Origin of the sequence: Escherichia whittamii (assembly GCF_014836715.1) — a bacterium.
Classification (GTDB): Bacteria; Pseudomonadota; Gammaproteobacteria; order Enterobacterales; family Enterobacteriaceae; genus Escherichia; species Escherichia whittamii.
The window spans coordinates 289,363-302,030 of record NZ_JACSQI010000002.1 but is presented as its reverse complement, the minus strand read 5'-3'; the positions used below and the strand labels follow the sequence as shown (position 1 = coordinate 302,030).

The 12,668-nt window shown below is 50.1% G+C and carries 14 protein-coding genes and 1 pseudogene; 9 read left to right on the top strand and 6 right to left on the bottom strand.

Features of this window, described 5'->3' with window-relative positions; all coding sequences use genetic code 11:
* The first annotated feature begins 22 nt into the window (after window positions 1-22).
* From tsaB to rnd, 4 genes are all read left to right on the top strand, one after another.
* Window positions 23-718 (top strand): tRNA (adenosine(37)-N6)-threonylcarbamoyltransferase complex dimerization subunit type 1 TsaB, encoded by a 696-nt coding sequence (gene tsaB, locus H9644_RS04220; protein WP_064529230.1) that lies wholly within the window; start codon window positions 23-25, stop codon window positions 716-718.
* A 37-nt stretch (window positions 719-755) separates the two neighbouring features.
* Complete coding sequence (gene yeaY / locus H9644_RS04215) at window positions 756-1,337, top strand: Slp family lipoprotein YeaY (RefSeq protein WP_064529229.1); 582 nt, start codon at window positions 756-758, stop codon at window positions 1,335-1,337.
* Between the two features lie 204 nt (window positions 1,338-1,541).
* Complete coding sequence (gene fadD, locus H9644_RS04210) at window positions 1,542-3,227, top strand: long-chain-fatty-acid--CoA ligase FadD (RefSeq protein ID WP_077883524.1); 1,686 nt, start codon at window positions 1,542-1,544, stop codon at window positions 3,225-3,227.
* A gap of 81 nt (window positions 3,228-3,308) precedes the next feature.
* The gene (gene rnd / locus H9644_RS04205) at window positions 3,309-4,424 is read left to right on the top strand and encodes a ribonuclease D (RefSeq protein ID WP_064529227.1); all 1,116 of its coding nucleotides are present in this window, start codon (window positions 3,309-3,311) and stop codon (window positions 4,422-4,424) included.
* A 54-nt stretch (window positions 4,425-4,478) separates the two neighbouring features.
* Here the strand turns inward: rnd and yeaX are convergent, their stop codons facing one another.
* The 4 genes and pseudogenes from yeaX to dmlA all read right to left on the bottom strand — a co-directional run bounded on the left by yeaX (window position 4,479) and on the right by dmlA (window position 9,513).
* Window positions 4,479-5,444: a carnitine monooxygenase reductase subunit YeaX gene (yeaX, locus tag H9644_RS04200; RefSeq protein WP_064529226.1), complete on the bottom strand. Its 966-nt coding sequence runs from the start codon at window positions 5,442-5,444 to the stop codon at window positions 4,479-4,481.
* A gap of 55 nt (window positions 5,445-5,499) precedes the next feature.
* Window positions 5,500-6,624: a carnitine monooxygenase, oxygenase subunit YeaW gene (gene yeaW / locus H9644_RS04195; protein WP_064529225.1), complete on the bottom strand. Its 1,125-nt coding sequence runs from the start codon at window positions 6,622-6,624 to the stop codon at window positions 5,500-5,502.
* Window positions 6,625-6,655: 31 nt separating this feature from the next.
* A pseudogene (locus H9644_RS04190) lies at window positions 6,656-8,177 on the bottom strand (BCCT family transporter).
* A gap of 250 nt (window positions 8,178-8,427) precedes the next feature.
* Complete coding sequence (gene dmlA, locus H9644_RS04185) at window positions 8,428-9,513, bottom strand: multifunctional D-malate/3-isopropylmalate/tartarate dehydrogenase (RefSeq protein WP_064529223.1); 1,086 nt, start codon at window positions 9,511-9,513, stop codon at window positions 8,428-8,430.
* Between the two features lie 102 nt (window positions 9,514-9,615).
* Between dmlA and dmlR the strand changes: the two genes are divergently transcribed.
* The 5 genes from dmlR to H9644_RS04160 all read left to right on the top strand — a co-directional run bounded on the left by dmlR (window position 9,616) and on the right by H9644_RS04160 (window position 12,418).
* A complete protein-coding gene (gene dmlR / locus H9644_RS04180; RefSeq protein ID WP_191773379.1) occupies window positions 9,616-10,539 on the top strand; it encodes a DNA-binding transcriptional regulator DmlR in 924 nt (307 codons plus the stop codon).
* Window positions 10,540-10,665: 126 nt separating this feature from the next.
* Window positions 10,666-11,304, top strand: coding sequence for a leucine efflux protein LeuE (leuE, locus tag H9644_RS04175; protein ID WP_191773377.1), 639 nt, complete (start codon window positions 10,666-10,668; stop codon window positions 11,302-11,304).
* A 181-nt stretch (window positions 11,305-11,485) separates the two neighbouring features.
* Window positions 11,486-11,836, top strand: coding sequence for a DUF1971 domain-containing protein YeaR (gene yeaR / locus H9644_RS04170; protein ID WP_225567290.1), 351 nt, complete (start codon window positions 11,486-11,488; stop codon window positions 11,834-11,836).
* Between the two features lie 2 nt (window positions 11,837-11,838).
* Window positions 11,839-12,021, top strand: a complete 183-nt coding sequence (locus H9644_RS04165; RefSeq protein WP_064529220.1) for a DUF1869 domain-containing protein — start codon at window positions 11,839-11,841, stop codon at window positions 12,019-12,021.
* Between the two features lie 148 nt (window positions 12,022-12,169).
* The gene (locus H9644_RS04160) at window positions 12,170-12,418 is read left to right on the top strand and encodes a GlsB/YeaQ/YmgE family stress response membrane protein (RefSeq protein WP_064529219.1); all 249 of its coding nucleotides are present in this window, start codon (window positions 12,170-12,172) and stop codon (window positions 12,416-12,418) included.
* 59 nt (window positions 12,419-12,477) lie between these two features.
* Here the strand turns inward: H9644_RS04160 and yoaJ are convergent, their stop codons facing one another.
* Window positions 12,478-12,552 carry a protein YoaJ gene (gene yoaJ, locus H9644_RS04155; protein ID WP_001386836.1) on the bottom strand — a complete coding sequence of 25 codons (75 nt, stop codon included), beginning with the start codon at window positions 12,550-12,552 and terminating at the stop codon, window positions 12,478-12,480.
* Window positions 12,553-12,554: 2 nt separating this feature from the next.
* A complete protein-coding gene (locus H9644_RS04150) occupies window positions 12,555-12,653 on the bottom strand; it encodes a YoaK family small membrane protein (RefSeq protein ID WP_032225340.1) in 99 nt (32 codons plus the stop codon).
* Window positions 12,654-12,668 lie beyond the last annotated feature (15 nt).

The window sequence follows — 12,668 nt, the reverse complement described above, 5'->3', positions numbered from 1 at the left end:
ATTGATCTAAGCACGAAGACCCATGCGAATTCTGGCTATCGATACCGCGACAGAGGCCTGCTCTGTCGCCCTGTGGAACGACGGTGCTGTCAATGCTCATTTCGAGCTTTGCCCTCGTGAACATACTCAACGAATCTTACCGATGGTGCAGGATATCCTGACCACCAGCGGAACCTCCCTGACTGACATAAATGCTCTGGCTTACGGACGCGGCCCCGGTAGCTTTACCGGCGTGCGCATCGGTATTGGCATTGCACAAGGGCTTGCGCTTGGCGCGGAGCTGCCGATGATTGGCGTCTCCACGCTTATGACGATGGCGCAAGGGGCATGGCGCAAAACTGGTGCAACCCGCGTACTGGCAGCCATTGACGCACGAATGGGCGAAGTTTACTGGGCCGAATATCAGCGTGATGAAAACGGTATCTGGCACGGTGAAGAAACCGAAGCCGTACTCAAACCAGAACTTGTTCATGAGCGGATGCAACAGCTTTCCGGTGAATGGCTGACCGTGGGTACAGGCTGGCAAGCCTGGCCGGATCTCGGTAAAGAGAGCGGGCTGATTTTGCGCGATGGCGAAGTGTTACTGCCTGCCGCAGAAGATATGCTGCCAATTGCCTGTCAGATGTTGACTGAGGGTAAAACGGTGGCGGTGGAACATGCCGAGCCGGTTTATTTGCGTAACAACGTTGCCTGGAAGAAACTTCCAGGCAAAGAATGAATCTTAAGAGTATGCCCTGAGAAAAAGGAGTCGCATCATGGCGGTTCAAAACAATGTTATCAAAGGCATACTGGCAGGTACGTTTGCGCTAATACTGAGCGGTTGTGTCACTGTGCCGGACGCCATTAAAGGCAGTAGTCCAACGCCGCAACAAGATTTAGTTCGGGTGATGAGTGCGCCGCAGCTGTACGTTGGTCAGGAGGCGCGATTTGGCGGTAAAGTGGTTACGGTGCAAAACCAGCAAGGGAAAACCCGCCTGGAAATTGCCACCGTACCGCTGGACAGCGGAGCCAGACCGACGCTGGGAGAGCCTTCTCGCGGTCGCATTTATGCCGATGTGAATGGTTTTCTTGATCCGGTCGATTTCCGAGGGCAGCTGGTGACAGTTGTCGGGCCTATCACCGGTACGGTTGACGGCAAAATCGGCAACACGCCCTATAAATTTATGGTAATGCAGGCAACGGGTTACAAACGTTGGCATTTAACCCAGCAGGTGATTATGCCGCCACAGCCGATTGATCCCTGGTTTTATGGTGGGCGGGGCTGGCCCTATGGTTACGGCGGCTGGGGCTGGTATAATCCAGGTCCCGCGAGAGTACAAACAGTTGTGACTGAATAATTGCTTGTTTTTAAAGAAAAAGAAACAGCGGCTGGTCCGCTGTTTCTGCATTCTTACGGTAAAGATAAAAATAAATAGTGACGCGCTTCGCAACCTTTTCCTTGGGTAATTATCAAGCTGGTAAGATGAGTTAATATTATGTTAATAACATGTTTATCACTTGGGGTTGCGATGACGACGAACACGCATTATAGAGGTGAAGAATTGAAGAAGGTTTGGCTTAACCGTTATCCCGCGGATGTTCCGACGGAGATCAACCCTGACCGTTATCAATCTCTGGTAGATATGTTTGAGCAGTCGGTCGCGCGCTACGCCGATCAGCCCGCATTTATGAATATGGGGGAGGTAATGACCTTCCGCAAGCTGGAAGAACGCAGTCGCGCGTTTGCCGCTTATTTGCAACAAGGGCTGGGGCTTAAAAAGGGCGATCGCGTTGCACTGATGATGCCTAATTTATTGCAGTATCCGGTGGCGCTGTTTGGTATTTTGCGTGCCGGGATGATCGTCGTAAACGTCAACCCGTTGTATACCCCGCGCGAGCTTGAGCATCAGCTCAATGACAGCGGCGCATCGGCGATTGTCATTGTGTCCAACTTTGCTCATACGCTGGAAAAAGTGGTCGATAAAACCGCAGTTCAGCACGTTATCCTGACCCGTATGGGCGATCAGCTTTCGACAGCGAAAGGCACACTGGTTAACTTCGTTGTTAAATACATCAAACGTCTGGTACCGAAATATCATCTGCCAGATGCCATTTCATTTCGTAGCGCCCTGCATAACGGCTACCGTATGCAGTATGTCAAACCTGAACTGGTGCCGGAAGACTTAGCCTTCCTGCAGTACACTGGCGGCACCACTGGGGTGGCGAAAGGCGCGATGCTGACGCACCGCAATATGCTGGCGAATCTGGAACAGGTTAACGCCACTTATGGGCCATTGCTGCATCCGGGTAAAGAGCTGGTGGTGACGGCGCTGCCGCTGTATCACATTTTTGCACTAACCATTAACTGCCTGCTGTTTATTGAACTGGGCGGGCAGAACTTGCTAATCACTAACCCACGCGATATTCCGGGGCTGGTGAAAGAGTTAGCGAAATATCCGTTTACCGCCATCACCGGCGTTAACACCTTGTTCAACGCGTTGCTGAACAATAAAGAGTTCCAGCAACTGGATTTCTCCAGTCTGCATCTTTCCGCAGGCGGTGGGATGCCTGTTCAACAAGTGGTGGCAGAACGCTGGGTGAAACTGACCGGACAATATTTGCTTGAAGGTTATGGTCTGACCGAGTGTGCGCCGCTGGTGAGCGTTAACCCGTACGACATTGATTATCACAGCGGTAGCATTGGATTACCGGTGCCATCGACGGAAGCCAAACTGGTGGATGATGATGATAACGAAGTACCACCGGGGCAACCGGGCGAACTTTGTGTCAGAGGTCCACAGGTGATGCTGGGCTACTGGCAGCGACCGGATGCTACCGATGAAATCATCAAAAACGGTTGGTTACACACCGGCGACATCGCGGTGATGGATGAAGAAGGATTCCTGCGCATTGTCGATCGTAAAAAAGACATGATTCTGGTTTCCGGTTTTAACGTCTATCCCAACGAGATTGAGGATGTGGTCATGCAGCATCCTGGCGTACAGGAAGTGGCGGCTGTTGGCGTACCTTCCGGCTCCAGTGGCGAAGCGGTGAAAATCTTCGTAGTGAAAAAAGACGCGTCGCTTACCGAAGAGTCACTGGTGACCTTTTGCCGCCGTCAGCTCACGGGCTACAAAGTACCGAAGCTGGTGGAGTTTCGTGATGAGTTACCGAAATCTAACGTCGGAAAAATTTTGCGACGAGAATTACGTGACGAAGCGCGCGGCAAAGTGGACAATAAAGCCTGAGCGTTAAGTCAGTCGTCATACGCCGGTTAATCCGGCGTTTTTTTTGACGCCCACTAAAGAGATTTCAATTTGAATTACCAAATGATTACCACGGACGATGCGCTGGCTTCTTTGTGTGAAGCTGTCCGTGCCTTTCCGGCGATAGCCCTGGATACTGAATTTGTTCGTACGCGCACCTATTACCCGCAGCTGGGGCTGATTCAACTTTTCGATGGCGAGCATCTGGCGCTAATCGATCCGCTCGGGATCACCGACTGGTCACCGCTGAAAGCGATCCTGCGCGATCCGTCCATCACCAAATTTCTCCATGCGGGCAGTGAGGATCTGGAAGTGTTCCTCAATGTCTTTGGCGAGTTACCTCAACCCCTAATTGACACGCAAATCCTTGCTGCTTTCTGCGGACGCCCGATGTCGTGGGGATTTGCCTCCATGGTGGAAGAGTATACTGGCGTTACGCTGGACAAGAGCGAATCGCGCACCGACTGGTTGGCAAGACCGCTAACCGAACGTCAGTGCGAATACGCGGCAGCGGACGTCTGGTATTTATTGCCGATCACCGCAAAGCTGATGGTTGAAACCGAATCCTCTGGCTGGCTACCTGCGGCGCTGGATGAATGTCGCCTGATGCAAACGCGTCGCCAGGAGATTGTTGCGCCGGAAGATGCATGGCGTGATATCACCAATGCCTGGCAATTAAGAACGCGCCAACTGGCCTGCCTGCAACTGCTCGCTGACTGGCGGCTGCGCAAGGCGCGGGAGCGCGATCTGGCGGTGAACTTTGTCGTGCGTGAAGAACATTTGTGGTCGGTAGCGCGTTATATGCCGGGAAGTCTTGGCGAACTGGACAGCCTGGGGTTATCCGGTAGTGAAATTCGCTTCCACGGTAAAACGCTGCTGGCGCTGGTAGAGAAAGCGCAGGCATTGCCGGAAGAGGCATTACCGCAGCCGATGCTTAACCTGATGGATATGCCTGGTTATCGCAAAGCGTTTAAAGCGATTAAGTCGCTGATTACTGACGTGAGCGAAACGCACAAGATCAGCGTCGAATTGCTGGCATCGCGTCGGCAAATCAACCAACTGCTGAACTGGCACTGGAAATTAAAACCACAGAACAATTTACCAGAGCTGGTTTCCGGCTGGCGTGGTGAATTGATGGCAGAAGCATTGCACAATTTATTGCAGGAATATCCGCAGTAAAACTTTCCTGAGCCGGACAGGGCGCAGCCAGCGCCACGTCCGGCTTCAGACAAACTACAAATCTAACACCAGCCGTTTACCCTTCGCGCGTGAACAACAGATCAACATACTTTGCTGGCTGGCACGCTCTTCATCGCTAAAATACTGATCCCGATGGTCAGCTTCACCTTCCAGAATTGCCGTTTCGCAGGTCCCGCATACCCCTTCACGACATAAACATTCCACTTTTGCCGCTTTATTATTTTCAATAACCTGCAAAATAGTCATCTCTTCCGACACCACAAACTCTTTACCGGAACGGGCAAGCACCAGTGTAAACGCATTGCCAGTTTTGTCCTCAATAGCAAACTGCTCAAAGTGCAGCGTATCGGCGGCTATGTTCAGACGCGCGGCTTCGTTTTTTACCGCTTCATTCAGTACTTCGGGGCCACAGGTATAAACGTGTGTACCCGGTTCGATATCCGCCAATAACCGCGCTAATTCCAGTCGCGTTCCGGTTGATGAATGATGCAAATGAATTTTCTCAGCCTGCGGATGCTGGACTAACTCATCACGAAAGGCGCAACTTTCGGGACTTCGCGAACAGTAATGTAATTGCCAGTCAATGTTGCTGTGTTGAAGTTCGCCAAGGTGCGACAAGAAAGGGGTGATACCAATACCGCCCGCGATAAACAGATACTTTCGAGCCGTGGGAACCAGAGCAAACAGGTTATTAGGCGTTGAAATGGTTAACCGATCGCCTGCGTTCACCTTCTGATGTAAAAAACGCGAACCACCGCGCGAGTTTTCTTCCCGTCGAACGGCAATCTGATAACAAGACGTATCGAGTGGCGAACTCAGCAGTGAGTACGCATTGCTGTACTGGTTATCGCCATCGGCCATCTGCACAATGACGTGACTTCCGCCGGTGAACGCAGGCAGCGGTTTGCCGTCGGTTGCCACCAGCGTGAAGCGTTTCACCTGTTCGGTAAGCGGTTCAACCTGGCTTACCTGTACTTCGAACATTTGATAGTCTGACATTGCTGTACTCCATCAAAAATCAGCCCGGCGACGGAATAGACCGCCGCCGATGTCATTAGTCCTTAAACACCTGCGCCAGCAGATTATGGAAATGGGCGATACCGTGTTCGGAAATCCCGCTACCGCTACTGTCGGCCATGATGCGTCCCTGTCCACGATATCCGCGAGACTTCAGCCCTTTTTGGACGCTTTCCACCAGACGTAAATCTTCCGGACGGAACACATCGCGATACCACTCAATCAGCGATTTTTGCTCGTCGGTTAACTCTTCATTGGTGAAGTAAATATCGTAGTTTTGCAGGGTAGTTTCAGAGTCCACCGGGAATTCATAAATGACCGTCATCATCCCTTTGATCGGCGTGACGTTCAGCATGGTGCACGGCCACAGCCAGAAACCGTGGAACGCTGCATCCGTACCTTCTTCAAATTTAAAAGATTGTTCGGATGGTTTTGCAAAGCCGTATTGCAGCGTCCAGTTGCCGTGCATGGTGTGCCAGTAACGGTCAACCTGAACGGAGTCGGAGAAGCCAGGATGCGCCGGACCACAGTGATAGCACTCGAGATAGTTATCGACAATGTTCTTCCAGTTGGCAGGTGTGCGGGTAGTAAAGCGGGCTGCCAGTTTCAGATCGTGAACTTCCGGGCAGGCTTCCAGCACTTTTGCCCCCAGACCAGGTAACTGATCTTCCACGCTGGTGGCGTTGGGGTCCATGTTGATGAAGACGAATCCGGCATACTCTTCCAGACGCACCGGGACCAGCTGCGCTTTTTCGCTGTCGAAATTGGCGACGTTTTCACAGTTACGCGCGTGGGCCAGGTTGCCATCGAGTTTGAATGCCCAGGCGTGATACGGACAGGTGATCACATTTTTTGCTTTTCCTTCACCGCTCAACAACTGATGACCACGGTGCGGACACACGTTATAGAACGCGCGCAAAACCTTATCACGACCGCGTACCAGCACAATACTTTCGCCAATGATCTCACGCGTTACGTAATCATTAGCATTCGCCAGTTCGCTACTGTGGGCGACGCAAATCCAGCTTTTAGCGAAGACGTTCTCTTTTTCGTGTTCAAAGGCGTTCTGATCGGTATAGAAACGGGCCGGAATAGTCCATGCTTCTTGCGGGTTGGCGCAAAAATTTTCAGGTAGTACTAAGTCAGGGCTCAGATTGCTCATAGGGATACCTTTATTGTTAGGATGATGGCGCTCAGTTGTCGCCTTTGAATACGGTTCCCGCAGGGAGCACTGGCGTTTTTTCCGGGGCTTCAACCGGTGTCTGCGGGAGATAATGTTCAATTTGATGGGCCGGAATATCGGCGTAATCCTGTTTCAGCCAGCGAATAAATCCGCCCACTTTCACCAGTAAAATGGCGAGGAAGGGAAGGGCTGTAAGTACCACGGTGGTTTTCATGGTTTCCAGCGACGCACCAGTAAATAAGATAGACAGTGGAATCAGTGTGATCACCACGCACCAGAACAGGCGCAGCCCACGGTCAGGATCGTCACCTTCCTGGAGATTACGCGTACTGGTTGCCGCCATGGTGTAGGCCACCGCATCCATATGCGAGGCGAGGAAAATAATCATCACGCCCAGATAAGCGGCGAGGAATAATTTACCGGCTGGCAACGACATCAGAACTTGTTGTACAGCCGTTTCACCGCCCAATGTTTCAAGTACCTGCGGGACGTTGATTATCCCCTTGATAAACTGATGAATGGCAAAGCTTTCCATTACGCCGAAGAAGAACCAGCAGCCGATGGTGCTACCGAGGATCAGTCCCCAGATAACTTCTTTGATCTTACGACCACGTGATACGCGGGTGACAAACATTGCCACGCCGGGCGTGTAAGAGATCCACCAGAGCCAGTAGAAAACGGTCCAGTTGCGGGTAAATGAACCATCGCCAAGTGGATCGGTGAATAAGCTCATTTGCAGGAAGTTTTGCGTGGTCAGGCCGATGGCATTGATGATGCTGTTGGTAATAAACTCGGTTGGTCCAACAATCAGGACCAGCAATGGCAGCAGAAACGCGCCCCAGCCGACCATTTTGCTCAGACGTTGCAAACCGTTATTGATACCAATCCACGAGCTAAGGCAAAAAATGCCGCCGGAAAGCAAGATAACAAATGCCTGCACGGTGAAGTTATCTGGCAAACCGGTCAGCGCGGAAAGCCCACGGGCCTTGCGGACGAACGCCGGTAATGGCGGCAATAATGCCGGAAAGACTCAGACCTTTGTTTTTCCGCACGTGGAAATGGTAGGCCATGATTAATGAGGCCAGCGTATAAGTTGCCCACGCGCTGATCCCCCAGTGGAAGAAGGAGTAGGGGACGCTAAATTCGAGTGCCTGCTGTGAACGCGGCACGATATTTAAACCAGGCGTTTGATAATAATAAGCCCACTCAGCCACGCCCCAATAAAGTGTGGAGGAGCCTAAACCGGCGCAAATAAACATAAACAGCCAGGAGAGCGTACTGTATTCCGGTTTACCTTCGCCGAGGCGAATATTACCGTATTTGCTGGTGGCTAAATAAATCACTAACCCCATAGCCAGTAAAACTAATACCTGTACGGCGGAACCTAACGTACGGGTGACAAAAGTGTATATTGCGTTGGCCGCGTCGGCTGACTGTTGTGGAAAAAGGCTTAATGTGGCGGCGATGAAAAGAATTGCCACCAGGCTGATGCTAATCAGCGGCACATCTTTTTTCTTAACGTTGCTCATCATGAGTCATCTCCTGGGCATAAAAGCCCGTCGCTGGCTTTTGCCAGTTGTAATTATGTGCAGGGTAATGAGTTTTTGTTGTGTTTAACAAATTGATTATTTGCATGTTACATAAATTAAACAATTAAGAATACGGAAAGCCATAAAACACGAAACGGAAACAATAAAAGGTGAAATGACGCAGGTTATTTACTGAAGAGAATGAATAAAAAAAACCGCGTCAGTGACGCGGTTCAAATAAACTGGTTTGACCTTAACGCAAAATGATTTTGCAAATTGCCTCAGTAACCTGTGGCGTGGTGGCATTGCCTTTCATATCAGGTGTTTTCGGTCCGTGAGCAATCACTTCTTCAATCGCAGCCAGAATACCATTGTGCGCTTGCTGGAAACGTTTATCACCATTGCCGAGGAAATCCAGCATCATTGCACCGGCCCAAATCGTGGCGATCGGGTTGGCGATATTTTTACCGTAGATATCCGGCGCGGAACCGTGGACAGGCTCGAAGAGCGACGGGAAAGTACGTTCCGGATTCAGGTTGGCGGAAGGGGCAATGCCGATTGTGCCGGTGCAGGCTGGGCCAAGATCGGAAAGGATATCGCCAAACAAATTGGATGCCACCACCACGTCAAAACGTTCCGGTTGCATCACAAAGCGCGCGCAGAGAATATCAATATGCTGCTTGTCCCAGCGGATCGCCGGGTAATTTTCTGCCATTGCTTCCACGCGCTCATCCCAGTACGGCATGCTGATGGCTAAACCGTTAGATTTGGTGGCGGAAGTCAGTGTCTTACGCGGGCGGCTTTGTGCCAGCTCAAAAGCATAACGCAAAATACGGTCGACGCCACGGCGGGTAAATACCGATTCCTGGATGACAACTTCATGCTCCGTTCCTTCGTTTAGTCGTCCGCCCAGAGACGAGTATTCGCCTTCCGTGTTCTCGCGCACTACGTAAAAATCGATGTCGCCAGGCTGTTTCCCCGCCAGTGGGCAAGGAACGCCAGGAAAGAGGCGGACCGGACGCAGGTTAACGTACTGGTCAAATTCACGGCGAAATTTCAGCAGCGATCCCCATAACGAAATATGGTCCGGAACGGTATCTGGCCAGCCGACGGCACCGAAGTAGATAGCGTCGAAACTGCTGAGTTGTTCATGCCAGTCGTCCGGCATCATTTTGCCGTGATGGCTGTAATATTCGCAACTTGCCCACTCCATCTGCTCAAAGCTTAAGGCGAAGCCCCAGCGTTCAGCGGCAGCCTGTAACACACGAATCCCTTCAGGAAGGACTTCTTTGCCGATTCCATCCCCGGGTATTGCAGCGATCCGAAACGTTTTCATCATTGGGTTCTCACTTCCTGACCATCAAAATTGACAATACCTTCATCCTATAATTGACTGAAAAGGAATTAATCCCCGCAACTGGTGAAACATAAAACACGAATCATGAATAATTTACCGCTGCTGAACGATTTGCGCGTCTTTATGCTGGTGGCTCGCCGGGCTGGTTTTGCTGCTGTAGCAGAAGAACTGGGTGTTTCTCCGGCTTTCGTTAGTAAGCGTATCGCCCTGCTGGAACAAACGCTGAACGTGGTGTTATTACACCGCACTACTCGACGCGTGACGATCACCGAAGAAGGTGAGCGGATTTATGAGTGGGCGCAGCGCATATTGCAGGATGTCGGGCAGATGATGGATGAACTCTCCGACGTGCGCCTCGTGCCACAAGGTATGTTGCGTGTTATCAGTAGCTTTGGATTTGGACGGCGAGTGGTTGCTCCGGCATTATCAGCGCTGGCAAAGGCTTATCCGCAACTGGAATTACGCTTTGACGTGGAAGACAGACTGGTCGACCTGGTTAATGAAGGGGTCGATCTCGATATTCGTATTGGCGATGACATTGCACCTAACTTAATCGCCCGCAAACTGGCGACCAATCACCGTATTCTCTGCGCGTCGCCCGAATTTATTGCACAACATGGTGCGCCGAAACATTTCACGGACCTTTCTACGCTACCTTGTCTGGTTATAAAAGAGCGCGATCATCCATTTGGCGTCTGGCAATTGCGCAATAAAGAAGGAAACCACGCCATTAAAGTCACCGGCCCGCTATCGTCTAATCATGGTAAAATAGTGCATCAATGGTGTCTCGATGGTCAGGGTATTGCGCTGCGCTCCTGGTGGGATGTGAGCGAAAATATTGCCAGTGGCCATTTGGTGCAGGTACTACCGGAGTATTATCAGCCCGCGAATGTCTGGGCGGTGTATGTATCAAGGCTGGCAACATCAGCGAAAGTGCGGATAACGGTAGAGTTTTTACGCCAGTATTTTGCCGAGCACTACCCGAATTTTTCACTGGACCACGCCTGATTAATGATTCAATTATCGGGTTATTATCAGGTTAAAACCTGATTTTCTCCTTTCTAAGCCACTACAGATTGGTTAGCATATTCACCTTTAATCGCGCATTTCCCAAAGAAAATTTAAGAGGTTAACGTGTTCGCTGAATATGGGGTTCTGAATTACTGGACCTATCTGGTTGGGGCCATTTTTATCGTGCTGGTGCCTGGGCCGAATACTCTGTTTGTGCTTAAAAATAGCGTCAGCAGTGGAGTGAAAGGTGGTTATCTTGCAGCCTGTGGCGTATTTATTGGTGATGCGGTATTAATGTTTTTGGCGTGGGCAGGTGTGGCAACAATGATTAAGACCACACCGATATTATTCAACATCGTACGTTATCTTGGCGCGTTTTATTTGCTGTATCTTGGGGGGAAAATTCTTTACGCCACCCTGAAGGGCAACAATAGCGAGGCCAAATCGGATGAACCGCAATATGGCGCTATTTTCAAGCGCGCCTTAATATTGAGCCTGACCAACCCGAAAGCTATTTTATTCTACGTGTCATTTTTTGTGCAATTTATCGACGTTAATGCGCCACATACGGGGATTTCGTTCTTTATCCTGGCGATGACACTTGAGATAGTCAGCTTCTGTTATTTGAGCTTCCTGATTATTTCCGGCGCCTTTGTCACGCAGTACATTCGCACGAAAAAGAAACTGGCAAAACTAGGCAACTCTCTGATTGGTTTGATGTTTGTCGGTTTTGCCGCACGACTGGCGACGCTGCAATCTTAATGCTTTCCGCCCGCGATACCGCGGGCTTCCCTCCTGAACGCCACCGCGCCTGGACGTTGATACGGTGCTAAAAAGTAACCAATAAATGGTATTTAAAATGCAAATTATCAGGCGTACTCTGAAACGGCTGGAATAAACGGTTTTCAGCGCATTTACCGAAGGAGGGAGAAGGATGCTACAAATCCCACAGAATTATATTCACACGCGCTCAACGCCTTTCTGGAATAAACAAACCGCACCTGCCGGAATATTCGAACGTCATCTTGATAAAGGAACGCGTCCGGGGGTTTACCCTCGATTGTCTGTTATGCATGGGGCGGTTAAATATCTCGGCTATGCTGATGAACACAGCACAGAACCTGATCAGGTGATCCTTATCGAAGCGGGGCAATTTGCAGTGTTCCCGCCAGAAAAATGGCACAACATTGAAGCCATGACTGACGATACTTATTTCAACATTGACTTCTTCGTTGCTCCTGAAGTCTTGATGGAAGGTGCAAAACAACGGAAAGTCATTCATAGCGGGAGATGAATATGGGCAAAGCAACGTATACCGTAACCGTCACCAATAACAGTAATGGTGTCTCTGTTGATTACGAAACAGAGACACCGATGACATTGCTGGTGCCAGAAGTGGCGGCAGAAGTTTTAAAAGATCTTGTTAACACGGTGCGCTCTTATGACACGGAAAACGAACATGATGTTTGTGGCTGGTAATTTCACCTGATAGAAAATGGCGCCATTTTATGCGCCATCGCAAAAAAAATATGCGTGATGCTCATCACAATTTTTACTTCTTTGATGTTGTGCTATGCTTTTTATCAGCGACTAACGCGCTAATACAAAACAGATAAGGAAGGATAAAATGGGCATTCTGTCATGGATTATTTTTGGGCTTATTGCTGGTATTCTGGCGAAATGGATTATGCCAGGTAAAGATGGTGGTGGATTCTTCATGACTATCCTGTTGGGGATTGTCGGCGCCGTGGTCGGCGGATGGATCAGTACACTGTTTGGTTTTGGTAAAGTCGATGGCTTCAACTTTGGCAGCTTCGTAGTTGCGGTGATCGGTGCGCTTGTCGTGCTGTTTATCTACAGAAAAGTTAAAAGCTAACGCTGAAATAGAACAAAGGCTGCTTTTTCGCAGCCTTTGCTATTTTTACAGATGCAGTGTTACCACCATCCCAGCTCGGTGCCAAGAACGACAATAATCGCCACGCCCATCATAATAATCGTTGTTTTTTTCATCTTTATGCCCCTGGGGCCGCATAGCCGCCAATAAAAAACCACGCTAAAAATACGACTGCCGTAATAAAGATCACGACGGGAAAAACAATACCGATTCGCATGTTACCACCAAAGGA